The organism is Pseudonocardia kujensis (assembly GCF_021283305.1).
GTDB classification, from domain to species: Bacteria; Actinomycetota; Actinomycetes; order Mycobacteriales; family Pseudonocardiaceae; genus Pseudonocardia; species Pseudonocardia kujensis.
Genome location: NZ_JAJSOK010000038.1, coordinates 23,369 through 46,438, shown reverse-complemented (window position 1 = coordinate 46,438; position 23,070 = coordinate 23,369). Strand labels below are relative to the sequence as shown.

The 23,070-nt window shown below is 73.7% G+C and carries 21 protein-coding genes; 9 read left to right on the top strand and 12 right to left on the bottom strand.

Features of this window, described 5'->3' with window-relative positions:
- Positions 1–555: 555 nt before the first annotated feature.
- Genes rplI through rpsF form a run of 4 tightly spaced genes read right to left on the bottom strand, consistent with a single transcriptional unit; the run spans position 556 to position 2,189 of the window.
- Entirely contained in the window at positions 556–1,005 is a 450-nt protein-coding gene (rplI, locus tag LWC35_RS23895; protein WP_232872485.1) for a 50S ribosomal protein L9, read from the bottom strand.
- A gap of 20 nt (positions 1,006–1,025) precedes the next feature.
- Entirely contained in the window at positions 1,026–1,262 is a 237-nt protein-coding gene (rpsR, locus tag LWC35_RS23890; protein ID WP_037042067.1) for a 30S ribosomal protein S18, read from the bottom strand.
- Positions 1,263–1,318: 56 nt separating this feature from the next.
- A complete protein-coding gene (locus tag LWC35_RS23885; protein WP_232872484.1) occupies positions 1,319–1,840 on the bottom strand; it encodes a single-stranded DNA-binding protein in 522 nt (173 codons plus the stop codon).
- 10 nt (positions 1,841–1,850) lie between these two features.
- Positions 1,851–2,189, bottom strand: coding sequence for a 30S ribosomal protein S6 (gene rpsF / locus LWC35_RS23880; protein WP_037042071.1), 339 nt, complete (start codon positions 2,187–2,189; stop codon positions 1,851–1,853).
- Between the two features lie 409 nt (positions 2,190–2,598).
- Between rpsF and LWC35_RS23875 the strand changes: the two genes are divergently transcribed.
- Positions 2,599–3,369 (top strand): deoxyribonuclease IV, encoded by a 771-nt coding sequence (locus LWC35_RS23875; RefSeq protein ID WP_232872483.1) that lies wholly within the window; start codon positions 2,599–2,601, stop codon positions 3,367–3,369.
- Between the two features lie 1,440 nt (positions 3,370–4,809).
- Here the strand turns inward: LWC35_RS23875 and LWC35_RS23865 are convergent.
- The 4 genes from LWC35_RS23865 to LWC35_RS23850 form a co-directional block, all read right to left on the bottom strand.
- Positions 4,810–5,469, bottom strand: a complete 660-nt coding sequence (locus tag LWC35_RS23865; RefSeq protein ID WP_232872482.1) for an NUDIX hydrolase — start codon at positions 5,467–5,469, stop codon at positions 4,810–4,812.
- Positions 5,456–6,946 carry a glycosyltransferase family 87 protein gene (locus LWC35_RS23860; RefSeq protein ID WP_232872481.1) on the bottom strand — a complete coding sequence of 497 codons (1,491 nt, stop codon included), beginning with the start codon at positions 6,944–6,946 and terminating at the stop codon, positions 5,456–5,458. The genes LWC35_RS23865 and LWC35_RS23860 overlap by 14 nt, the downstream gene beginning before the upstream one ends.
- 108 nt (positions 6,947–7,054) lie before the next feature.
- Positions 7,055–9,142 (bottom strand): transglycosylase domain-containing protein, encoded by a 2,088-nt coding sequence (locus LWC35_RS23855; protein WP_232872480.1) that lies wholly within the window; start codon positions 9,140–9,142, stop codon positions 7,055–7,057.
- A 623-nt stretch (positions 9,143–9,765) separates the two neighbouring features.
- Positions 9,766–10,170, bottom strand: a complete 405-nt coding sequence (locus LWC35_RS23850; protein ID WP_232872479.1) for a DUF5318 family protein — start codon at positions 10,168–10,170, stop codon at positions 9,766–9,768.
- A 196-nt stretch (positions 10,171–10,366) separates the two neighbouring features.
- Between LWC35_RS23850 and LWC35_RS23845 the strand changes: the two genes are divergently transcribed.
- The 6 genes from LWC35_RS23845 (at position 10,367) to LWC35_RS23820 (ending at position 15,222) form a co-directional block, all read left to right on the top strand.
- Positions 10,367–10,936 (top strand): PadR family transcriptional regulator, encoded by a 570-nt coding sequence (locus tag LWC35_RS23845; protein ID WP_232872478.1) that lies wholly within the window; start codon positions 10,367–10,369, stop codon positions 10,934–10,936.
- A 42-nt stretch (positions 10,937–10,978) separates the two neighbouring features.
- Positions 10,979–12,058, top strand: coding sequence for an inositol-3-phosphate synthase (locus LWC35_RS23840; protein WP_232872477.1), 1,080 nt, complete (start codon positions 10,979–10,981; stop codon positions 12,056–12,058).
- A 514-nt stretch (positions 12,059–12,572) separates the two neighbouring features.
- Positions 12,573–13,163, top strand: coding sequence for a C40 family peptidase (locus LWC35_RS40440; RefSeq protein ID WP_308194649.1), 591 nt, complete (start codon positions 12,573–12,575; stop codon positions 13,161–13,163).
- A gap of 45 nt (positions 13,164–13,208) precedes the next feature.
- Complete coding sequence (locus LWC35_RS23830; protein WP_232872476.1) at positions 13,209–13,892, top strand: SDR family oxidoreductase; 684 nt, start codon at positions 13,209–13,211, stop codon at positions 13,890–13,892.
- A gap of 80 nt (positions 13,893–13,972) precedes the next feature.
- Complete coding sequence (locus tag LWC35_RS23825) at positions 13,973–14,749, top strand: UPF0158 family protein (RefSeq protein WP_232872475.1); 777 nt, start codon at positions 13,973–13,975, stop codon at positions 14,747–14,749.
- Positions 14,746–15,222 carry a hypothetical protein gene (locus tag LWC35_RS23820; RefSeq protein WP_232872474.1) on the top strand — a complete coding sequence of 159 codons (477 nt, stop codon included), beginning with the start codon at positions 14,746–14,748 and terminating at the stop codon, positions 15,220–15,222. The genes LWC35_RS23825 and LWC35_RS23820 overlap by 4 nt, the downstream gene beginning before the upstream one ends.
- 30 nt (positions 15,223–15,252) lie before the next feature.
- Here LWC35_RS23820 and leuS read toward each other — a convergent pair whose 3' ends face one another.
- On the bottom strand, positions 15,253–18,096 hold the full coding sequence (gene leuS / locus LWC35_RS23815) for a leucine--tRNA ligase (RefSeq protein ID WP_232872473.1): 2,844 nt from the start codon (positions 18,094–18,096) through the stop codon (positions 15,253–15,255).
- A gap of 301 nt (positions 18,097–18,397) precedes the next feature.
- Here leuS and LWC35_RS23810 point away from each other — a divergent pair, with 301 nt between their 5' ends.
- The gene (locus LWC35_RS23810) at positions 18,398–18,847 is read left to right on the top strand and encodes an SdpI family protein (protein WP_232872472.1); all 450 of its coding nucleotides are present in this window, start codon (positions 18,398–18,400) and stop codon (positions 18,845–18,847) included.
- 203 nt (positions 18,848–19,050) lie between these two features.
- Here the strand turns inward: LWC35_RS23810 and LWC35_RS23805 are convergent, their stop codons facing one another.
- Positions 19,051–19,389, bottom strand: a complete 339-nt coding sequence (locus LWC35_RS23805) for a DUF4333 domain-containing protein (protein WP_232872471.1) — start codon at positions 19,387–19,389, stop codon at positions 19,051–19,053.
- A gap of 104 nt (positions 19,390–19,493) precedes the next feature.
- Positions 19,494–20,087, bottom strand: a complete 594-nt coding sequence (locus LWC35_RS23800; RefSeq protein WP_232872470.1) for a YqgE/AlgH family protein — start codon at positions 20,085–20,087, stop codon at positions 19,494–19,496.
- A gap of 43 nt (positions 20,088–20,130) precedes the next feature.
- Between LWC35_RS23800 and LWC35_RS23795 the strand changes: the two genes are divergently transcribed.
- Positions 20,131–21,447 (top strand): MFS transporter, encoded by a 1,317-nt coding sequence (locus LWC35_RS23795; protein WP_232872469.1) that lies wholly within the window; start codon positions 20,131–20,133, stop codon positions 21,445–21,447.
- Positions 21,448–21,586: 139 nt separating this feature from the next.
- Here LWC35_RS23795 and LWC35_RS23790 read toward each other — a convergent pair whose 3' ends face one another.
- On the bottom strand, positions 21,587–23,050 hold the full coding sequence (locus LWC35_RS23790) for a CCA tRNA nucleotidyltransferase (RefSeq protein WP_232872502.1): 1,464 nt from the start codon (positions 23,048–23,050) through the stop codon (positions 21,587–21,589).
- Between the last annotated feature and the right edge of the window lie 20 nt (positions 23,051–23,070).

The window sequence follows — 23,070 nt, the reverse complement described above, 5'->3', positions numbered from 1 at the left end:
GGGTCACGCCCTCGGGTGGCGTGCGACGAACGGTTCGCGGGGCGGGCGGCGATCGTCCACGCGGCCCGGGCACGTGACGCTAGGCGAGTCGGCGCCAGGGCCCAAACCGGCATGTGGACAACCCTGGGGAGGGCGTGGGGACGGAACGGGGACAGGGCAGGCGGGCCTCCCCACCGACCTGTGGACACCGTGGGGACAACCCCAGCTCAGAGCGCTTTCCCGCAGATCAGGGCACTAGAGGCCGATGTGGACAACTTTCTTTTCGATCCGTCCGGCGCGTCCCGTTGCGGGCGTGTCGGACCCGGTCGACACCTGTCCACCCGGCGCAGCCGGGCGCTCACCGAGCGACGCAGGCGTAACCTCTGCGTGTCGCTCCCGCGCGTCGGACGGTCGATGTGCCACCGCTCGCCGCGGGCACTCCCGGGGCGCTCTGCGAAGATCGACACCGAGGGCGATCCCGGCCCCGAGAACGCCGCGAGGGCGGGACCCGGTCGACTCGACCGCAATCCCGCCCTCGTGACGGAACGTGACGGACCTGGTCCGCCGATGCCGATCTCAGGCGGCGACGACCGCCACCTGCAGGTCGGCCGAGACCTCCGGGTGCAGGCGCACCTTCACCGGGTGGGTGCCGACCGACTTGATCTGCTCGCCGATCTCGACCGCGTGCCGGTCGAGGGCCGGGCCTCCGGCGGCGCGCACGGCGTCGACGATCTGGGCCGGGGTCACCGAGCCGAAGAGCCGGCCGGAGTCGCCCGCGGCCTTGGCCTTGACGGTGACCGACAGCTCCTTGAGCGAGCCGGCGACCTCCTGGGCGTGGCCCAGGTCGCGGATCTGCCGGGCCTTCTGGGCGCGACGGATCTGCTCGACCTGCTTCTCGGCGCCCCGGGTCGCGACGATCGCGAACTGGCGCGGGAGCAGGTAGTTGCGGCCGTAGCCGTCCTTGACCTCGACGATGTCGCCGGGCGCGCCCAGGTTCGGCACGTCGGCCGTGAGGATGAGCTTCACGGTGCTACTCCTTCCTCAGGTCAGCGAGCGGTCGAGGTGTACGGCAGGAGGGCGACCTCGCGGCTGTTCTTCACCGCGACGGCGACGTCCCGCTGGTGCTGCCGGCAGTTGCCGGTCACCCGGCGGGCCCGGATCTTGCCGCGGTCGGAGATGAACTTCCGCAGCAGGCCGGTGTCCTTGTAGTCGATCTCCTGGGCCTTGTCCTTGCAGAACGCGCAGACCTTCTTCTTCGGCTTGCGCAGGACGGGCTTGGGCATTGCTGGTGCTCCTGGATGTGCTGGTCCGCGCGGTCAGGCGCGGGTGTGGATCGAGGTCAGAACGGGGGCTCGTCGTCCGCGGCGGGGCCACTGCCGGCCGGCGGGGCGGAGCCCCACGGGTCGTCGTAGCCGCCGCCACCCTGGCCGCCGCCACCGCCACCACCGAAACCGCCGCCGCCACCGCCGCCGCCGAAGCCGCCGCTGCCACCGCCGCGGCTGACCTTGTTGACCTTGGCCGTGGCGTACCGCAGCGAGGGGCCGACCTCGTCGACCTCCATCTCGATGACGGTGCGCTTCTCACCCTCGCGGGTCTCGAACGACCGCTGCCGCAGCCGGCCCTGCACGATGACGCGGGCACCGCGGGTGAGCGTCTCCGCGACGTTCTCCGCGGCCTGGCGCCAGATGTTGCAGCGCAGGAACAGCGCCTCGCCGTCCTTCCACTCGCCGGACTGGCGGTCGAAGGTGCGCGGCGTGGACGCCACCGTGAAGTTGGCGACGGCCGCCCCCGAGGGGGTGAACCGCAGCTCCGGGTCGGCGGTGAGGTTGCCGACCACGGTGATCACAGTCTCGCCGGCCATGGGGGCCTCCTCAGCTCGCGGCGGGGGCGGGCGTGCGCGCGGGGGCGGCCTTCGCGGCCTTCTTGGGCTCCTTGCGCAGCACCTTGGTGCGCAGGACGGACTCGTTCAGACCCAGCTGGCGGTCGAGCTCGGCCACGGTGGCCGGCTCCGCCTGCACCTCGAGCACCGCGTAGATGCCCTCGGCGTTCTTGGCGATCTCGTAGGCGAGGCGACGCTTGCCCCAGACCTCGACCTTCTCCACCGAACCGCCGTCGGAGCGGACGACGTTCAGGAAGGTCTCCAGCGACGGCTGCACCGTGCGCTCGTCCAGGCTCGGGTCGAGAATGACCATGAGCTCGTAGTGACGCATGAGAACCACTCACCTCCTGTGGACTGGAACGGCCGCGGCGCTTCCGCGGCAGGAGGTTCTCACCCCGCACCGACAGAATCGGGCCGGCCCGGGAGACGGGGCTCCGGGTCCGGCTCGCCTCGGCGGCCCGGGTGGCCACCGGTCGGAGCGGTTGGACACGAGATTACCAGCGCGTTTCCGCCGGTCCGGCCCCGCCCCCGCCATCGTTCGCGGGCGTGAACGGTCCGGTCCGCTCGGGCACGGGCAACCGCGGCGGGCGCAGGTGGGGGTGCCGGCGGCGGTCGGCGGTCCCACCCGGCGTCGGGGCGGCCCGGCGGCATCGGCTCGACCCGGCGCAGGTCCGCCGACCAGCCCGCGGCGGGCGTGCGGGAGTGCGGGAGTGTCGGTGGGGGTCACTACCCTCGTCGGCATGCTCATCGGTGCCCATGTCCGCGACGACGACCCCCTCGCCGCGGCGGCCGAGCGGGGGGCGGAGATCGTGCAGTTCTTCCTCGCCGACCCGCAGGGGTGGAAGAAGCCGCAGCCGCACCCGCACGCCGAGGCGCTCGCCGCCGGGGAGGTCGCGACGGTGGTCCACTCGCCGTACGTCGTCAACGTGGCCTCGCCGAACAACCGCATCCGCATCCCCTCGCGGAAGCTGGTGGTGCAGCACGCGGAGGGCGCGAAGGCGGTCGGCGCGATCGGGCTGGTCGTGCACGGCGGGCACGTCACCAGGGACGAGGACCCTGCCGTCGGCGTCGACAACTGGCGCAAGTTCGTGCAGCGCCAGGAGGACGAGGGCGGCTTCGCGGTGCCGGTGTTCATCGAGAACACCGCGGGCGGCGACAACGCGATGGCCCGCAAGTTCGACGCGCTGGCCCGGCTGTGGGACGCGGTGGGCGAGTTCGGCGTCGGTTTCTGCCTCGACACCTGCCACGCGTTCGCGGCCGGCGAGGACCTGGTCGACGTCGTGGACCGGGCCAAGGCGATCACCGGCCGGATCGACCTGGTGCACCTGAACAACTCGCGGGACGAGTTCGACTCCGCCCGCGACCGGCACGCCAACGTCGACTCCGGGACCATCGAGCCGGCGGTCCTGGCCGCGGTGTGCGCCGCGGCGGACGCACCGGTCGTGGTGGAGACCCCCGCCGAGGGCCAGGCGGCGGACATCGCGTTCCTGCGCGAGAAGCTCGGGCGGTGAGCGGGAGCGCGGCCGCGGGCTCCCCGGCCGCGCGGCCCGACGACGCGGGCGCGCACGACCCCGGCCCGGCCGGCGGCCCCGCACGCGCGCCCCTCGGCACGGCGGGCCTGGTCCTGCTGGTCCTGCTCACCGGCCTGACCCTGGTGCTCGGCTACGCCAACAAGGCCCGCTGCACCGGCCCGGAGTTCGACGCCGCGGGCCGGTCGGGCCCCGACCACGTGGTCCGGCAGTACCGGGACGTCTGCTACTCCGACATCCAGAAGCTGTGGCTGGGCCGGGACGTCGACCAGCACGTGTTCCCCTACGTGCACGGCTCGATCACCCCGGACGGGCAGCTGCAGGGCGGCACCGTCGAGTACCCGGTGCTCACCGGCGTGCTGATGTGGCTCGGGGCGCTCGGTGTCTCGACCGACGCCGGCTTCCTGCTCGCCTCCGCGCTGCTCCTGGCCCCGTTCGGGCTGGTCACGGGCTGGATGCTGGGGCGGCTCGCGCGCTGGCGGGCGCTGCTGTGGGCGCTCGGTCCGCCACTGGTGCTCTACGCCTTCCACAACTGGGACCTGCCGGCCGTCGCCTGCGCCGTCGGCGCCGTGTTCGTGCTGCACGGGCTGCGCGGGGAGGTGCCGCTGCGGACCCGGGCGACCGGGGCCGCGGTACTGCTCGGCCTGGGCTTCGCGATGAAGCTCTACCCGGGGGTCTTCCTGCTGCCGCTGGGGCTGTACGTCCTCACACGGGGTCGCCCGCCCGGCGCGGGTCCCGACGTCGCGGGCGCGGTCCGGGTGTGCCTCGCCGGCGTCCTCACCGCCGTCGCGGTGAACCTGCCCTTCGCGGTGCTCGGCTTCCCCGGCTGGGCGGCCTCGTTCACCTTCCAGCAGCAGCGCCCCATCGACGTCAGCACGAACTCGATCTGGTTCTGGGGCGTCCGGCCGCTGATGGCGGACCTGGGCCTCGGCGAGGAGTTCGGGGCGGTGTCCGACGTGCTGTCGCCCGTCCTGGTGCTGCTGTCCTTCGTGGCGGCGGCCGGCGTGGGCCTGCTGCGCTGGCGACGCGGGGCGGTCTACCCGTGGATCGGGGTCAGCGGGGCGATGCTCTGCGGCTTCCTTCTGCTGCACAAGGTGCACTCGCCGCAGTACACGCTCTGGCTGCTGCCGTTCCTGGTGCTGCTGCGGGTGCGCTGGGGCTGGATCGCGGCCTATCTCGCGGCCGACGCGCTCATCGGCGTCGGCATCTTCCGCTGGTTCTACCTGCTCGACGTCCGGGCCGACTCGGGGATCGGCGCCGGCTTCGCCGCCCAGGCCGTGGTGCTGGGCGTGTGGGGCAAGGCGGTCCTGCTCGCGATCCTGTTCGTGCTCTTCCTGCGCACGCCCGCGACCGTGGTCGCCGGAGAACCCGGGGACCCGGGGGAACCGAGGGAACCGGACGGACCCGGCGGGCCGGGCGAGGTCAGCGCCAGGCGAACACCGGCTGCTCCAGGTGGTCCACCCGCGTCGGGCGGCCGTGCAGCAGCAGCTCCCGGGCCTGGTACAGCACCGCCCCCGTCGGCGCGTGCACGAACCGGTCGAACAGCGGCACCTGGATGACCGGCGCCTCGGACTCCGGGATGGTGAGGAAGCGCGGCTCCACGTCGATGTCCGCCAGCGGGATCCGGTACAGCTCGCCGACCTCGTCGGGGTTCGGGGTCAGCTCGCCCACCGCGCCGCCCCAGAGCACCACCGGCGTGATCACGTAGCCGGACCGGGTGGGGTAGTCGTCGAGCAGCCCGAGCACGGCCTCCTCGCCCAGCGCGAGCCCGACCTCCTCGAGCAGCTCCCGGCGGCCGGTCTCGGTGATGGTCTCGCCCGGGTCGCAGCGCCCGCCCGGCAGTGCCCACTGGCCGGAGTGCCGGCGCAGGGTGGCGGCCCGCCGGGTGAGGAGGAAGGCGAGCCCGCCGGCGAGCCCGTCGCCGCCCGTGGTGACCAGGGTGAGGGTGACGGCGGAGCGCTTGAGGTCCGGCCGCTCGACGGCCCGCCGCTCGAAGCCGGCCAACCGCTGCTCGACGGCCGCGCGCAGCGCCGCGACGCGGTCCCCGGAGTCGGCGCCGACCCCGCCCTCACCCGTTGCCATGCTCCGGACTCTGCCCCACGCGGACCCGGCGCGCGGGCCGCTGTGACCGCTGTCGCAGCGGCCAGTCCGGATCACGGTTCGGGTCGCCCGCGCGCACCGGGTCCCGCGAGGGCCGCAGGATCGAGCGCACGACGAGCACGCACAGCAGCACGACGACGGCGTCGCGGAGCAGGACCGCGCCGAGGAACCAGTCCGGGGGCAACCCCTTGTTGTCCGTGCCGACGTAGAAGAACATCCGCGGCACCCAGACCAGCGCGTCGACGGCCATCCACGCGAGCAGCAACCGCCAGCGCGGCAGCGCGAGCACGGCCAGCGGCACCAGCCAGAGCGAGTACTGCGGGCTCCACACCTTGTTGACCAGCAGGAACGCGGCGACGACGAGGAACGCCAGCGACGCCAGCCGGGGCGGCCGGGGCGCCTTGGCGGCCAGCACGACCAGGCCCGCGCAGGCGGTCACGAGCAGCGCGGCGGTCACCGCGTTGAGCGTGTTCGGCGCCTGGTCGGCGTGCAGCGGGCCGTCGAACCCGCTCCAGCCCGTGAAGTAGGACAGCGCGTAGTAGAGCGAGTCGGGGTCGGCGGGGCGGGTGCGGTTGAGCCGGAAGAACTCCCACCAGCCCGTGGGCCAGGCGATCGCGACGGGCAGGTTCACCACCAGCCAGGTGGCGACGGCGGCGCCGATCGTCCGCCACGCCGTGCCGAGCTCGCGGCGGCGGGCGGCGACCAGCAGCACCGGCAGCAGCAGGAGCAGCGGGTAGAGCTTGGTGGCGCCGCCGAGCCCGAGCAGCAGCCCGCCGAGGACCGGCCGCCGGCGCGCGATCGCGAGCAGCCCGGCGCAGGCCAGGGCGACGGCCAGGGCGTCGAAGTTGGTGAAGGCGTGCACGGCCACCAGCGGCGAGATCGCGACCAGCGCGGCGTCCCACGGCCGGTCCGGGCGCAGCCGCACGACCGCCCACACCGCGACGATCCAGGCGAACGCCAGGCCGACCGCGACGAGGTCGAAGTACACGACGACCGACAGCGCCGTCGGCAGCGGGAGCACCGCGGCCGCGGCCTGCCAGCCGTCCGTCAGCCGCGCCGTCGCCCACTGGTAGAAGCCCGTGAGCACCGGATACTCCATGTACCGGGTCTGCGGGGCACCGGCGGCCGAGGTGTCGGTCCACGTGTCGCGGTACGGGACGGCCGACGGGTCGTCGAGCCGCTCGATGCCGTACAGCGGCACCGTGTCCGAGTAGCACAGGGCCACGTACTGGCGGTTGTTCTGCCAGTCGAGCGCCAGCTGCCCGTCGTCCGTGCGGTACTGCTGCAGGCACGGGGACTTGCCCAGCCAGCCCAGCGCGAGCATCACCACGGCGAGCAGCAGCACCACCCGCAGCGGGGTCCAGAAGGCGGCACGCCCGACGAGGGCGTGCCGGCCGAGGGGCCCGCCGATCACGCGGCTGGCCGCCGCGACGAACGGCTCGGTCCACGTCGGGACCACCCGGGACGGCGTGTGCGACGGCTCCGTCCGGCGGGTCGGCCGCCGGACCGCGGGCGACCCGGACGACGCGGACGACGCCGTGTCCCCGGGGGCGACCGGCGGGGTCACCTAGTTGTCGCCGCCGTCGTTGCCGCCGTCCCCGTTCCCGCGGCCGTCCCCGGAGTTCCCGTTCCCGTCGCCGTTCCCGTTGCCGTTCCCGTTGCGGGAGTTGCCGTTCCCGTTTCCGTTGCGGTTCCCGTTGTCGCCGTTGTCGCCGTTGCCGCCGTTGTCGCGGTTGCGGCGTTGCTGGTTGTCCTGCCCGTCGCCGTTCGGGTCGGCGGACTGGGTGGGCGCGGTCGACTGGCTCGGGTAGTCCGAGACCGGGGCCTGCCCGATCGGCGTGAACTTCGACCAGGGCTCGACGTCCGTCCCGCGCAGCGCGTCGGACATGAACTGCTGCCAGATCGAGCCGGGCAGCATGCGCCCGTAGATCGGCCGGCCGGCCGAGTTCTTGATCGGCGAGTTGTCGTCCGTGCCGACCCACACCGCGGTGGCGATCTGCGGGGTGTAGCCGACGGTCCAGGCGTCGTTGTTCTGGCCCTCGACGCTGCTCTGGACCGTGCCGGTCTTGGCGGCGACCGGGCGACCGTCCCGCAGCCCGATCCGCGAGGAGCTCGCCACGTCCGTCATCGACTCGGTGACGTTGCGGGCGACCTGCTGGCTGAACGCCTGGGTCCCGGCCGACGAGCCGGCGCCGTGGTCGAAGATGACCCGGCCGTCGCTCGTGGTCACCTTCGCGACGAGGTAGGGCTGGCGGGCGACGCCGTCGGCCGCGAACGTGGCGAAGGCGGAGGCCATGTTCTCGGTGGTGACGTTCTTGTCGCCGAGCGCGATGCCGCCGGTCGGATTGGCCAGCGGCGCGGCCGGGATGCCGGCCTTGATCGCGGCGTCGGCGACCTTCTGCGGGCCGACGTCGAGCGCCATCTTGTAGAAGACCGTGTTGATCGACTGCGTCATCGCGGTCTTCACCGAGCACCGGCCGCAGCTCACGCCCTCGGAGTTCGAGACCTTCTGGCCCGCGAGCACCTGCGGCGACGAACCGTCGTACTGGGTGCCCAGGCCGATCGGGTCCGGCTGCTGCAGGGCCGCGGCGAGCACGAACGGCTTGAACGACGACCCGGGCTGCTTGGAGGCCTGCGCGTAGTCGAGCCCGACGCCGTCGTTGCCGCCGAAGTACGCCAGCACCGCGCCCGTCTTCGGGTCGATCGACACGAGGGAGGTGCGCAGGTTCTTCGGCTGCCCCTTCATCACCGCGTTGGCGGCGTCGACGGCGTCCTTCTGCTTGTCCGGGTCGATCGTGGTCTGCACGGTCAGGCCCTCGGTGTTGATCTCCGCCTCGGAGATCCCGTTCTGCTCCAGCTCGGCGCGCACCTGGTTGTAGATGTGGCCGTTGGCGTCGCCGGGGATGCCGCCCTCGGCCGCCGACGGCTGCTGCCACTGCGGGAACTGCTGCTGCGCGCGCTCGGCCGGCGTCATCCAGCCCATCTGGACCTCGCCGTCGAGCACGAAGTTCCAGCGCTCCTGCGACTTGTCCAGGTTCTTCGCCGGGTCCCAGCGCGACGGCGACTGGATCAGCCCCGCGAGCATCGCGCCCTCGGACGCGTCGAGCTGCTGGACGTCCTTGCCGAAGTACGCCTGGCTGGCGGCCTGGATGCCGTACGCGCCGCGGCCCAGGTAGATCGCGTTGAGGTAGTTCTCCAGGATCTCCTGCTTGGTCTGCTCCTTGGAGATCTTCGCGGCGAGCACGATCTCCCGGTACTTGCGCCAGAGCGAGAACTGGTCCTGGCCGGTCGTCACCTTGATGTACTGCTGGGTGATCGTCGAGCCGCCGCCGATGCCGCCGGTCAACTGGCTCCACACCGCGCGGCCGATGCCGGAGACGTCGAAGCCCGGGTTCGAGAAGAACGAGCGGTCCTCGGCGGACAGCACGGCGTGCTGCACCTGCTGCGGCACCTGGTCGAGGGTGACGTTGGTCCGGTTGATGTTGTTGGGCCGGACCGTGGCGAGCGGGCTGCCGTCGGCGAAGGTGAAGGTGGCCACCTGCGTGTTGGCCACGTCGTCGGAGCTGGGCACCTTGAACGCCACCCAGCCGATCGCGAACGCCAGGAACGGCCCCACGACCAGCACGGCCAGGGCCCACAGCACGATCCGGCGCACGAGCCGCCTCCGTCCCGGCCGGCGACCACCGTCGTCGCCGTCGCCACCGCCTCCGCTTCCCGGGCGGCGCGGCGGCGGTCCGGGCGGGTCGGCCAGGGCGAGCGACGTCGGCCGGTCGTCCGGGCCGGACGTGGCGGCGTCGTGGGTCAGCAGCGGCGGGGGACCGGCGGGCGGGGGACCGCCCGGGGGGCCCTGCCGGCCCTGGGGCCCCACGCGCTGCGGCATCGGGCGGTTCGGCGGGCCGTAGGGACCGGGCGGCGCGGGCGGGTGCATGCCGGGGGGCGGGCCCTGCGGCGGGCCCGCGGGCACCGGACCGGCCGGACCGCCCTGCACCGGACCCGCCGGGGGCGGACCGGACCGGCTCGCGCGACCCCGCCAGGGCCCCCCACCCTGGGGCGGGGGGCCCTGGTTCGGGCGGATGTCCCAGACGTCCGGGACTCCGGGCCGGGGCGGCGGGCCGCCGGCTGCTGGTCGGTCGCTGCGTTGATCGGTCACCGCGGGCTCCGTGCTTCTCCGGTCCGCCGGCGGGGAGCAGGGGCGGACCGGGCTGGGGCGTGGGGTGCGGGCGCTGTACGGCTCACGGGGTCGGGGGTCATCGGGCGGGGGTCATCGGGCGGGGGTCGTCACTCGGCGGCGGTCCTCCGGCGACGCGGACGGTCGGGCCGGGCACCGGTGCCCAGCACGGCCGATTGGACCAGATGGTTCCAGCTGCACGTGCGACAGACCTCCACGAGGTAGACGGAGAACTCGCCGTGCCGGGCCGCCAGCTCCTCGACCTCCTCGGGGTCGCGGGCCGAGCCGGACACCTGGCGGAGCTCCTCGCCGAACACCCACCAGACGTGGGTCAGCCGCTCCTTGCGGCACACCGGGCACTGCTGCTGCGTGGGCCGGCCGTGGAACCGGGCGGCCCGCAGCAGGTACGGGCTCGCGTCACAGACCTCCGCGGTTCCCACCCGACCGGCGTAGACGTCCGCGAGCAGCGCACGGCGCCGCAACGCGTAGTCGACGACCTGTCGCTGGGTGAGCACCCGACCAGGGTACTCAGCCACCCGCCCGTGCGGTCCCCGAACCGCCCGGACGGGCGGGGCCGCCTGGCGCACACGCAGGTCGGGAGCGTGACCGGAATCTCGACACTGCCTCCGGATGTATCGGGCCGATATAGTGACCCGACCGATCGCCGGGGACAGCGGGGTCCCCGGACGGCACGTGGGAGGAGGGAGGCGGATGCTCGAGTTCGCCATCCTCGGGCTGCTGCTGGAAGCGCCGATGCACGGCTACGAGCTGCGCAAACAGCTCGGGCTGCGGCTCGGCGGGTTCCGTGCCTTCTCCTACGGCTCGCTCTACCCGGCGCTGCGCAGGCTCGTCCGCGCGGACCTCATCGTCGAGGACCCGGACCGGTCCGGGAGCCCCCCGGCGACCGGCGGCGGCTGGTCCCGGCGCGCCAGGCGCGTCTACCGGATCACCGCCGACGGCAAGGAGCGCTTCGCCGAGCTGCTGGCCGAGTCCGGCCCGCAGACCTGGGACGACGAGAGCTTCGGCGTCCACATGGCGTTCTTCTCCCGGACCCCCGCCGAGACCCGGATGCGGATCCTGGAGGGCAGGCGACGGGCCGTCGAGGAGCGCCGCGAGGGGTTGCGCGCGGCGCTCGCCAGGGCCGGCGAGCAGATCGACCGGTACACCCGCGAGCTGCACGAGCTGGGGCTCGACACCACCGAGCGCGAGGTGCGGTGGCTGAACGAGCTCATCGAGCGGGAGCGTCACCCCGGCGACGAGGCCGGACCCGTCAGGCCTTGACGAAGGCCGAAGTCACCGACCGAAAAAGTAAGGAGAGCCGGCATGAGTGAGGTGCGAGTCGCCGTCGTCGGCGTCGGCAACTGTGCGGCGTCGCTGGTCCAGGGCGTCCAGTACTACGCGGACGCCGACCCGGCCACCCGCGTCCCCGGCCTGATGCACGTCGACTTCGGCGGCTACCACGTGCGCGACGTGAAGTTCGTCGCCGCGTTCGACGTCGACGCGAAGAAGGTCGGGCGCGATCTCTCGGAAGCCATCACGGCCAGCGAGAACAACACGATCAAGATCGCCGACGTGCCGCCGCTCGGCGTCCCGGTCCAGCGCGGCCACACCCTCGACGGGCTGGGTCGCTTCTACCGCGAGACGATCACCGAGTCGGACGAGGAGCCGGTCGACGTCGCGCAGGTGCTGCGCGAGACGCAGGCGGACGTCCTCGTCTCCTACCTCCCGGTGGGCAGCGAGGCGGCCGACCGCTTCTACGCGCAGGCCGCGATCGACGCGAAGGTGGCGTTCGTGAACGCGCTGCCGGTCTTCATCGCCTCGGACCCGGAGTGGGCGCAGAAGTTCACCGACGCCGGCGTCCCGATCGTGGGCGACGACATCAAGTCCCAGGTGGGCGCCACCATCACCCACCGGGTGCTGGCCAGGCTGTTCGAGGACCGCGGCGTGCAGCTCGACCGCACGATGCAGCTCAACGTGGGCGGGAACATGGACTTCCTGAACATGAAGGAGCTCGAGCGCCTCGAGTCGAAGAAGGTGTCCAAGACCCAGTCGGTGACCTCGCAGGTCGACCGGGACATGGGCAAGGACAACGTGCACATCGGGCCGTCGGACTACGTCGCCTGGCTCGACGACCGCAAGTGGGCCTACGTCCGGCTCGAGGGCCGCGCGTTCGGCGACGTCCCGCTCAACCTGGAGTACAAGCTCGAGGTCTGGGACTCGCCCAACTCCGCGGGCATCATCATCGACGCCGTGCGCGCCGCGAAGATCGCGAAGGACCGCGGGATCGGCGGTCCCATCCTCTCCGCGTCGAGCTACTTCATGAAGTCCCCGCCGGAGCAGTACAGCGACTCCGAGGCCCGCAACGCGGTCGAGGAGTTCATCCGGGGCGAGCGGGAGCGCTGAGCGCCCACCCTCCTCGGAACCCCGGCCGGATCCCGTCTCCGGCCGGGGTTCTTTTTTGCTTTCCTTCCGGAAATGTTCGCGGAGCTTCCGGTCCGGAAACGATCTCACCCGGACGGAGTCATCACGGCCACATCACGTGACCGAGGCCGGCCCTTCTCACCTGCATCGACGAGTGTGAGGATCCGATCACGGCGCCATCACGGCCGCATTGGGCCGAACGTGTCACCGATTCCGTGAGAACGGTCACCCGATTTCCGTGGCCAGAATGAGATCTCCGTCATGGCGATGACCGTAATGCGTTCGTAATTTGCTTCCCGGCCCTGCGCAACCGCCCTCCACCCGGGAGGACGGGCACGGGGTCACCGCCCGGACGGGCGGGTGCGTCTGCCGGCCCGGGCTCCCCAACGCCTCCCCGCCGGAGCACTCCCCACGCACCCGTCAGGCCGGTACCCCGTTCTCCCCCGAGCGGGTGCCGACGGCCGTCCGGCGGTGCGATTCACGAGGATGCACACCGGTGCCCGAGCACAAACCTGCGCTGCTGCGCTCCACCCTGGTCGCCGCCACCGCCGCGGCGGCCGCCTTCTTCGCCCTCGCGCCGGCCTCCACCGGGGCCGCCGAGGCGCCCGCAGCCGCCACCGCGGCCGCTCCCGCCGCTCCCGCCGCAGCCGCCGCAGCCCCCGTCGAGGCCGCGGTCCAGACCGTCGCGTTCACCGCCCCCGCGCAGGCCGTCGAGGCCGCCTCGGCCGGGCTGTCGCCGGCCGCCAAGCGCGCCTCCGCGCTGTCGTCGGCGCTGGCACAGGTCGGCAAGCCCTACAGCTACGGCGCGTCCGGTCCGTCGGCGTTCGACTGCTCCGGTCTCACGAGCTTCGCCTTCAAGAACGCCGGCGTCTCGATCCCGCGCACCAGCCGCGCCCAGTCGACCGTGGGCACCCCGGTGTCGAAGGGCAGCCTGCAGCCCGGTGACCTGGTGTTCTTCTACAGCCCGGTCAGTCACGTGGCCATGTACATCGGCAACGGCCAGGTCGTGCACGCGAGCACCAGCGGGCAGCCGGTGAAGATCAGCTCGCTGAACGCCATGCCGTTCAGCGGCGCCCGCCGGGTCTGAGCCCGCTCCGATCCGTGGGGCGCCGGGAGGCCTAGGGTGGCGGCCGTGGACCCCCGGCCGCTCGCCCTCGTCACCGGCGCCTCCCGCGGGATCGGTGCCGCCACCGCCCGCGCCCTCGCCCCCACGCACGACGTGCTGCTGGGCGGGCGCGACCCGGTGGCGCTCGAGTCCCTCGCCGCCGAGCTCGACGGCGCGCGCGCCTGGCCCGTCGACCTGACGGACGACGGGTCCGTCGCCGCGGCCGTGGCCGGGCTCGGCCTGGAGCGCCTCGACGTCCTGGTGCACTCCGCCGGCGTCGGGCTCCTCGGCACGGTCGCCGAGACCGAGCCGGACACGTGGCGGCGCCAGTTCGAGGTCAACGTGGTCGCGGTGGCCGGACTGACCCGGCTCCTGCTGCCCGCGCTGCGGGCCGCCCGCGGCGACGTCGTGCTGGTGAACTCCGGCTCCGGGCTCACCGCCCGGGCCGGCTGGGGCTCCTACGCCGCGAGCAAGTTCGCCCTGCGCGCCTTCGCCGACGCGCTGCGTGCCGAGGAGCCCGAGCTGCGGGTGACCTCCGTGCACCCCGGCCGCGTCGACACCGCCATGCAGCGGGCCGTCGTCGCGCACGAGGGCGGGGAGTACGACGGGTCGAGGTTCCTGCGGCCCGAGAGCGTCGCCGCCGCGATCCTCGCCGCGGTCGCCGCGACCGACGACGCGCACGTGCCCGAGATCGTCGTCCGGCCCCGCTGATCGGGTCGGCCGGTCGGCCGCGCTGATCCGGCCGGGCGACAAAGGGCTCGGGGGGCCCGCGCCTGGGTAGGGTGCGAGCCATGCTCGATCCGGCCCAGGTCGATCTCGGCGAGCTGGCCGACGCCCTCGACGACCGCACCCCCGAGGTGCAGTGGTGGATCGACCCGCGCACGGGCCGAATCCTCTCCACGATGCCCGAGGTGTACACCGGCGAGCCCGACGAGTCCGAGGATCTCGAGGCGCAGGGCTGGGTCGCGATCGAGCAGACGGACTCGCGCGAGGGCTACCAGGACATGGCCGACTTCACCTCCGGCGTCCAGCACCGGCGGGCGGCCGAGCTGCTCGACCGCGCGCTCAACGGCCGCGGCGCCTTCCGCCGCTTCAAGAACACCCTCTTCGAGTTCCCCGAGGTGCGGGACCAGTGGTTCCGGTTCCGCGACGCCCGGGCCCGGCGGCGCGCGCTCACCTGGCTCGCCGATGCCGGGCTCGTCGACCCCGAGGCCGCGGAGCTCGCGGCGGCGGCCTATCCGGACCCGTCGCCGGAGAACGAGGACCTGCCCGCCACCGTCGCCACGGAGCTGGCGACGCACTACGGCGACCGGTTGCACCAGGTCCTTCTGGTGGGGCCGTGGGCGAGCGGGGAGGGATCGGTCGAGTCCGAGCTGGACCTGCTGGTGGTCCTCGAGGACCTGCAGTCGCCGTGGGCCGAGCTCCGCGCCGTCGAGTCCGTCCTCTGGCGACACACCGAACGCTCCGGCATCACGGTGTGCGCCTACCCGGTGACGCAGGCGCAGCTGTCCCGGCCCGAGGAGCCGTGGCTCGTCCGCGCCCGCGCCGAGGCGGTGCGGTTGCGGTGACGAACGCGCAGGAGCGTGCCCCGGGACCGCGGCCCGGTACGGCCCGGGCGCGCCGCGAGCTGGCCGCTGCCGAGCTGCTCGCCGGGAACGGGTTCGCCGGGCAGGCCGTGGTCACGGCTGCCCGCGCCGCGCTCGAGTCCGCCCAGGTGGCGCTGGCGGCGCTGGACGAGACCCGCGACCAGTCGTCGGACGTGGTCTCGGCCTACGTCCGCCGGGTGGTGCGCGAGCGCGCGATGGATCCGGTGACCGGACGGCTGCTGCGCTCGCTGCTCAACCGCGCCGCGCTCGCCGAGCGCTCGTGGGCACCGGTGCCGCTCGAGGAGGCGCAGTCCGCGCTGGCCGACGCCGCCCTCGTCCTGGCCGAGGTCGACGGCTGGCTCGACGACCCGGCCCGCAGTGCCCCGCCCCCGGCCGGCGCGACCCGGCGGGCGGTGCGTCCGCTCAGGCGGCGCCGGGCCTCCGAGACGGGCTGAGCGACCGGCCGGGCACCGGGCCGAGCGCGGTCAGCGGACGACGTTCACCAGCCGGCCGGGCACCACGATCACCTTCCGCGGCTCGGCACCGGCGAGCGCGGCGACGATCTTCTCGTCCGCCAGCGCCGCAGCCTGCACGGCCGCAGCGTCGGCGTCGGCCGCGACGGTGACGCGCGAGCGCACCTTGCCGTTGACCTGGATCGGGTACTCGACGGTCTCCTGGACGAGGTACCGCTCGTCGGCCACGGGGAAGGCCTCGTAGGCCAGCGTGGCCTCGTGGCCCAGCCGGCTCCAGAGCTCCTCGCTGATGTGCGGGGCCAGCGGCGCCAGCATCAGCAGCAGCGGCTCCGCCACCGACCGCGGCGCCCCACCGGGGAACTCCTTGGTCAGGTGGTTGTTCAGCTCGATCAGCTTCGCCGCGGCGGTGTTGTAGTGCAGCGCCGGGTAGTCCTCGCGCACGCCCGCGATCGCCTTGTGCAGCGCCCGTAGGGTGTCGGCGTCGGGCTCGTCGTCCGTGACCCGCGGTTCGCCCGTGTTCTCGTCGACCAGGTTGCGCCAGACCCGCTGCAGGAAACGCTGCGGCCCGACGACGTCCCGGGTCGACCAGGGCCGCGAGGCCTCCATCGGGCCGGTGTACATCTCGTACAGGCGGAACGTGTCGGCGCCGTACCGGTCGCACATCTCGTCCGGCGTGACGACGTTCTTGAGGGACTTGCCCATCTTCCCGTACTCACGGTTCACCGGCTGGCCGTTCCACGTGAAACGGCCGTCGTCCCCCTCGACCACTTCCTCCGCCGGCACGTACAGCCCGCGGGAGTCCGTGTAGGCGTAGGCCTGGATGTAGCCCTGGTTGAACAGCTTGCGGAAGGGCTCCTCGCTGGTCACGTGGCCCAGGTCGTACAGCACCTTGTGCCAGAACCGCGAGTACAGCAGGTGCAGCACCGCGTGCTCGACGCCGCCGACGTACAGGTCGACGCCGCCCGGGTCGACCGGCGAGATCTCCGGCTCCTTGCCGATCCAGTACTTCTCGGCCTCGACGCCGGTGAACCGCTCGGAGTTCTCCGGGTCCAGGTAGCGCAGGTAGTACCAGCACGACCCGGCCCACTGCGGCATCGTGTTCGTCTCGCGGCGGTACTTCTTCGGCCCGTCGCCCAGGTCGAGCTCGACGTTCACCCAGTCCTCGGCGCGCGACAGCGGCGGCTCCGGCTCGGTGTCCGCGTCGTCCGGGTCGTAGGTCTTGGGGGAGTAGTCGTCGACGTCGGGCAGCACGACGGGCAGCTGGTCCTCCGGCAGCCCGACGGGGCCGTACTCGTCCCACACGATCGGGAACGGCTCGCCCCAGTACCGCTGCCGGGAGAACAGCCAGTCCCGCAGCTTGTACTGGACGACGCCCTCGCCGAACCCCTTCGCCACCAGCCAGTCGATGATCGCGCGCTTGGCCTCGGTGACGCCCAGCCCGTTCAGGCTGACCTCGGCGTTGGCCGAGTTGATCGCGGGTCCGTCGCCCGTGAAGGCCTCGCCCTCCCAGGCGCCCGGGTCGACCGTGCGGACGATCGGCAGGCCGAAGGCGGTCGCGAAGTCCCAGTCGCGCTGGTCCTGGGCCGGGACGGCCATGATCGCGCCGGTGCCGTAGCCCATCAGCACGTAGTCGGCGACGAAGACCGGGATCTGCTCGCCGTTGACCGGGTTCGTGGCGAACGCGCCGGTGAAGACGCCGGTCTTCTCCTTGTTCTCCTGCCGGTCCAGCTCCGTCTTCCGGGCGGCCGCGGCGCGGTAGCCGGCGACGGCCTCGGCCGGGGTCGCGGCCCCGCCGGTCCAGCGCACGTCCGTGCCCTCCGGCCACGCGGCCGGGGTCAGTGCGTCGACCAGCGGGTGCTCCGGGGCCAGGACCATGTAGGTGGCGCCGAACAGCGTGTCCGGGCGCGTGGTGAAGACCTCGATCTCGCCGGCAGGGGCGGGGAACCGGACCCGGGCGCCCTCGGAGCGACCGATCCAGTTGCGCTGCATCGCCTTGACCGACTCGGGCCAGTCCACCCGGTCCAGGTCCGCGGCCAACCGGTCCGCGTAGGCGGTGATCCGCATCATCCACTGCTTGAGGTTGCGGCGGAAGACGGGGTAGTTGCCGCGCTCGGAGCGGCCGTCGGCCGTGACCTCCTCGTTCGCCAGCACGGTGCCCAGTCCCGGGCACCAGTTCACCGGGGCCTCGGAGACGTAGGCCAGGCGGTAGGAGTCGATCAGCGCGCGACGCTCGGGCTCCGCCAGCTCGGCGTACGGACGACCGTCCGGAGTCGGCCGGGCACCGGACTCGAACTCCGCCACCAGCTCGGCGACGGGGCGGGCGCGGTCGGCCTCGGTGTCGTACCAGGACTCGAAGATCTGCAGGAAGATCCACTGGGTCCAGCGGTAGTACGTGACGTCCGTGGTCGCGATCGAGCGGCGCGGGTCGTGGGCCAGGCCCAGCTGCCGCAGCTGCTGCTTGTACCGGGCGATGTTCGCCTCGGTGGTGGTGCGCGGGTGCGTGCCGGTCTGCACGGCGTACTGCTCGGCGGGCAGGCCGAACGAGTCGAAGCCCATCGGGTGCAGCACGTTGTGCCCGGTCATGCGCAGGTAGCGGCCCAGCACGTCCGTGCCGATGAAGCCCAGCGGGTGGCCGACGTGCAGCCCCGCACCCGACGGGTACGGGAACATGTCCATCACGTACGCCTTGGGCTTCTCCGAGCCCGGCTCGCCCGGGTTGGGCGCGTGGAACGTGCCCTCGGCCTCCCACCGGTCCTGCCAGCGGCGCTCGATCTCGCCGGCCAGGCGCGCGTCGTAGCGGTGGGGCGGGGACGCGGAGGCGTCTCCGGGCGCGATGGTGGTGCTCTCCGTGCTCATGATCCCGCTCTACCTCGAGGATGAACCGTCCCGCGACGGCTCGCCGGTCGGCCTGCTGCTGCGGTCGCCGGGAGCCGCGCGGCCGGATCGCGCTCGGCCCGGGGGGCCGTGGTCGGTCCGGCGTGCAACTCGGCGCGGCGCCGGTGAGGCCGGGCTTCCGGCGGGCCGTGGAACGCAATACCCAGGGTAACGCTGCTGGCCGACGGGCTTCGACGGGGTTGCGCAGCGGCCGGTCCCGCCCCGCGGCGAGGGCCCACCGGGGCCGCGCCGGGCGCCCGCGGGGCCGAACTACCCTGGTGACGTGCCCGCGACCCTGCGCCTCGTCCTCGGTGTGCTCCTCGTCCTGGCCGGCGTCGCGCTGGTGACGGTCGCCGTGCTGGGGGCGCGCTCGATGCTCCCGCGCAACCGCTGGGCGGGCGTCCGCACCGCCGCCACCCTCGAGTCGGCACCCGCGTGGGTCTCGGCCAACCAGGTCGCGGCCCCGCCGCTCGGCGCCGCCGGGGCGGTCTGCCTCTTCGCCGGCGTCGTGCTGCTGGCCGGCCCGCCCGCCGCCCTCGGCTGGATCGTGACGGCGATCGGCGTGGTCGGCGCGCTGGTGCTGGCCGGGATCGGCGGCGCGCTCGGCGATCGCGCGGGCCGGATCGAGACCGCCACCCGGGCCGCCGAGGCCGCCGCCGGCCCCGCCGGTGGCTGCACCGGCTCCTGCGCGGGGTGCGACCTGGTCGCGGGCTGCCGCACCGCCTCGCGCTGACCACCCAGCCCGGCCCCGCACACCCCGCCGACCGCCCGGCACACGCACCGACCCCGGTGCACACGCCGTCGACAGGTGCCCGCGCACCTCGTGAGGCGCCCTTCCGGCGACGGGCACTCGTCGGGCTTCCCGACCCACCTGCATGATCGTCTGGTTCGTACGAACGTCCTAGACGTACGTATGGACATGGTCTCGGACGGACGTCAGAACGGCTTGCCGACCTGGTAGTTCCCGTCCCGGTCGAGCACGGTCACCGGGACCGAGCGGATCACGGCGCCCTGCTGGACCTGGCAGAACAACACCAGCTGCGGGTACACCACGACCTGCTGCGGGCACTGCAGCGGCGCCGACGCCAGCGCCGCGGTCGACGGGTCGGCGGCGAGCACCGCCCGGACGTCGCGTTCGAGCTGGGCCCCGTCGAGCGTCCGCGGTGGGGCCGGGGTCGGGGTGCCCGACACGAGGACCGCGCAGGAGGCCAGCAGCGGCGCGAGCACCAACGCGGCGGCGAGGCGGACGCGGGAGGCGGCAGGACGGGCGGGCATCCGGCCTCCTCGGTCCGTCTCGGTCCGTGCGGGCCTCCAGGGTCCTCGCGCGGCCGCGCCGGCGAAAGGTCCGGCAGGTCACGAACGCGTTGCCGAACGCCGGCTCAGTTCAGCCCGATCTCCACGGGGAAGGTCGACAGCAGCGCCAGCGGCGCGCCCTGCCGGCGCAGCACCCGGCCCCAGAGGTCGGCGTGCCGCTCGGTGGTGACGTCGTCGGGCAGGCCGGGGACCACGAACCAGTCCCCGCGCGCGATCTCTCCGGCCAGCTGCCCGGAGTCCCAGCCCGCGTACCCGGCGAAGACCCGCAGCCCGCGGACGCGCGGGGCGACCGCGGCCGGCTCGCTGTCCAGGTCGACCAGCACGACCGGTCCGTTCACCGCGACCACGCCCTCGATGCCGTCGACCCGCTGGCCCGGCCGCAGGCTGGCGAGGCAGAGCGCGGTGGTGCCGTCGACCGGACCGCCGACGAACACGGACCCGGGGCCCGACGCCAGCGGCGCCCAGCGGGGGAGGACGTCGCGCACCGACGCCTCGGACGGCCGGTTGAGCACGACGCCCAGGCTGCCGTGCTCCCGGTGCTCGACCAGGTAGACGACGGTGCGGGAGAAGTTGGGGTCGGTGAGGTTCGGTGCGGCCACCAGAAGGGTGCCCGGTCCGACCGGAGCGGTGGCCTGCCTGCCGGCGCGGTCGTCCCTCACGCGCCCATGTTCGCACCCCCGCCTCGGGACGTACGCTCCCCCCGTGCCCGTCCCGAACCCCGCCCCGCCGCTGAGCCCGGCGGCCGGGGAGGCGGCCGCCGTCAAGGTGGGCGTCCGCGCGCTGCTGCGCGGTCGCGGGTTTCGCAGACTGCTGATCTCACGGGTCCCGGCGCAGTGGGGGGACGGTTTCTTCCAGGCCGCGCTCGGCGGGGCCGTCCTGTTCAACCCCGAGCGCCAGGCCGATCCGCTCGCGGTGGCGGCGGGGCTCGCGGTGATGCTGCTCCCGTACTCGTTCGTCGGGCCCTTCGCCGGCGCCCTGCTCGACCGCTGGGACCGCCGCCGGGTGCTGCTCCTGGCGAACCTGCTGCGCGGCGTGCTGATCGCCCTCGTCGCGGTGGCGGTCGGGACCGGGGTGGCGGGCCCGCCGCTCTATCTCGGCGCGCTCGCCGTCGTCGGGGTGAGCCGGTTCGTGGGGGCGGGACTGTCCGCGGCGCTGCCGCACGTCGTCGAGCCGCGCAACCTCGTCGAGGCCAACGTCGTGGCGTCGACCGCCGGGGCCGCCTCGGCCGCGCTGGGCGGCGTGACGGCCATCGGCGTCCGCGAGGTGATCGGGGCGGGCGACGCCGGCTCCGGGGTGAGCACGGCGCTGGCGATCGTCGGGTCGGTGGTCGCGGCGCTCGCGGCGGCCGGGTTCGCCAGGGGCGCGCTCGGGCCGGACGGGACCGAGACGCGCAGCCGGATCGCCGCCGTCGCCCGCGGGTGGCTGGACGGGGCCCGCGCGGTCGTCCGGGTCCCCACGGCGAGCGCCGCCTTCTGCGCGGTCGGCGCGCACCGGCTGGCCTTCGGCATGAGCACGTTGCTGTCGCTGCTGCTCTTCCGCTACGCGTTCCACGACTCCGGCATCTGGCGTGCGGGGCTCGCCGGGGTCGGGCAGGTCGTGACGGCCGCGGGCGCCGGGATCGGCGTGGCGGCGCTGCTCACTCCGTGGCTCACCCACCGTCTCGGCCGCGCGACCACGGTCCGGACGGGTCTCGTCGTCGCGGCGTCGGCGCAGGTGGGCGTGGCGGTCGTGACGACCATCCCGACGGTGCTGGCGGGGGCCTTCGTCCTCAGCACCGCCGGCCAGGTGGTCAAGCTGTGCGCCGACGCGACCATCCAGCAGGAGACCGCCGACGAGGCCCGGGGCCGGGTGTTCGCCCTGTACGACGCGCTGTTCAACACCTGCTACGTCGTCGCGGTCGCCGCGGCGGCCCTGCTCGCCCCGGCCGACGGGAACTCGCCCTGGCTGCTCGGCTCGGCCGCCGTGGTCTACCTGCTCGGCCTGGCCGCGCACGAGACACAGCTGCGCCGCCGGGCCTGACGGGGCCAACGCGTCAGAACCACCCCGAGCAGCGCGTCATGGTTCCACAACGCGACGGAACCGGGCCGAAGATCGCGTCATGGTTCCCTAACGGCTCAGGACAGGCTCGAAGATCGCGTTATGGAACCATGACGCCTGGTCAGAGGTTGTCGACCGCCCAGGCGCGCAGCTCCCGCTCGGCCTGCTCCGGACTCATCGGCCCGTGCTCCATCCGCAGCGCGAGCAGGTGCTTGTAGGCCCTGCCGACCTGCGGGCCCGGCGGGATGCCGAGGATCCCCATGATCGCGTTGCCGTCGAGGTCGGGTCGGATGGCGTCGAGCTCCTCCTGCTTGCGCAGCTCGGCGATCCGGTTCTCGAGCGAGTCGTAGGAGCGCTGCAGCGCCGCGGCCCGCCGCCGGTTGCGGGTGGTGCAGTCCGAGCGGACGAGCTTGTGCAGCCGGTCGAGCAGCGGCCCGGCGTCGGTGACGTAGCGGCGCACGGCCGAGTCCGTCCACTCGCCCTTGCCGTACCCGTGGAACCGCAGGTGCAGGTAGACGAGCTGGCTGACGTCGTCGATCACGTGCTTCGGGTAGCGCAGGTCGCGCAGCCGCCTGCGGACCATCTTCGCGCCGACGACCTCGTGGTGGTGGAAGCTGACCCGGCCGTCGGACTCCTTGCGCCGGGTGGGCGGCTTGCCGACGTCGTGCAGCAGTGCCGCGAGCCGTAGCACGAGGTCGGGCCGCCCCGGCTCCTCGCGCTCGATCGCCTGCTCCAGGACGACGAGCGAGTGCGTGTAGACGTCCTTGTGCTGCATGTGCTCGTCGATCGCGAGCCGCATCGCGGGCACCTCGGGCACCACGTACTCGGCCAGTCCGGTGTCGACCAGCAGCTCGATCCCGCGCCGCGGGTGCGCCCCCAGGAGCAGCTTCGAGAACTCGGCCTGGACCCGCTCCTTGGTGATCCGGCTCAGCTCGCCGGCCATCGCCGACATCGCCGAGGTCACCCGCTCGGCCGGGGTGAAGCCGAGCTGGGAGACGAAGCGGGCGGCGCGCAGCATCCGCAGCGGGTCGTCGGCGAAGGAGTCCTGCGGCGCGGCCGGGGTGTCCAGGACGCCGGCGGCCAGCGCCGCGAGTCCGCCGTGCGGGTCGACGAAGCGGCGGTCGCCGGGGGCGGTGTGCACCTCGACCGCCATCGCGTTCACGGTGAAGTCCCGGCGGACCAGATCGCCCTCGAGCGAGTCGCCGAACCGGACCGTCGGCTTGCGGCCGACGCGGTCGTACGCGTCGGCCCGGAAGGTCGTGATCTCGAGCGTGTCGTCGCCGCGGCGCACGCCGACGGTCCCGAACTCGATGCCGGTGTCCCAGGTCGCGTCCGCCCAGCCGGCGACGATCGCGAGGATGCGCTCGGGCCGGGCGTCCGTGGTGAAGTCGAGGTCCGACCCGCCGCGGCCGAGCAACGCGTCGCGAACGCTGCCGCCGACGAGGTAGAGCGTGTGCCCGGCCGCGCGGAACCGGTCGCCGAGCTCGTCGGCGACGGCGGGGATGTCGAGCAGCTCCACGAGCGCATTCTCCTGCGCGCGCCGCAGCGCGTCGGGCTGGTCCGGGGCGGCTTCCGGCTCGGCCAGGGTGGCGGTACCGGAGGTCA

Bases quoted from the DNA above. Each gene is read 5' to 3' on its own strand.
- LWC35_RS23825 (WP_232872475.1), top strand. From the start codon at position 13,973: ATGCTCGATCCGGCCCAGGTCGATCTCGGCGAGCTGGCCGACGCCCTC.
- LWC35_RS23845 (WP_232872478.1), top strand. From the start codon at position 10,367: ATGCTCGAGTTCGCCATCCTCGGGCTGCTGCTGGAAGCGCCGATGCAC.
- LWC35_RS23875 (WP_232872483.1), top strand. From the start codon at position 2,599: ATGCTCATCGGTGCCCATGTCCGCGACGACGACCCCCTCGCCGCGGCG.
- LWC35_RS23805 (WP_232872471.1), bottom strand. From the start codon at position 19,389: ATGCCCGCCCGTCCTGCCGCCTCCCGCGTCCGCCTCGCCGCCGCGTTG.
- rpsR (WP_037042067.1), bottom strand. From the start codon at position 1,262: ATGCCCAAGCCCGTCCTGCGCAAGCCGAAGAAGAAGGTCTGCGCGTTC.
- leuS (WP_232872473.1), bottom strand. From the start codon at position 18,096: ATGAGCACGGAGAGCACCACCATCGCGCCCGGAGACGCCTCCGCGTCC.
- LWC35_RS23885 (WP_232872484.1), bottom strand. From the start codon at position 1,840: ATGGCCGGCGAGACTGTGATCACCGTGGTCGGCAACCTCACCGCCGAC.
- LWC35_RS23865 (WP_232872482.1), bottom strand. From the start codon at position 5,469: ATGGCAACGGGTGAGGGCGGGGTCGGCGCCGACTCCGGGGACCGCGTC.
- LWC35_RS23840 (WP_232872477.1), top strand. From the start codon at position 10,979: ATGAGTGAGGTGCGAGTCGCCGTCGTCGGCGTCGGCAACTGTGCGGCG.
- rpsF (WP_037042071.1), bottom strand. From the start codon at position 2,189: ATGCGTCACTACGAGCTCATGGTCATTCTCGACCCGAGCCTGGACGAG.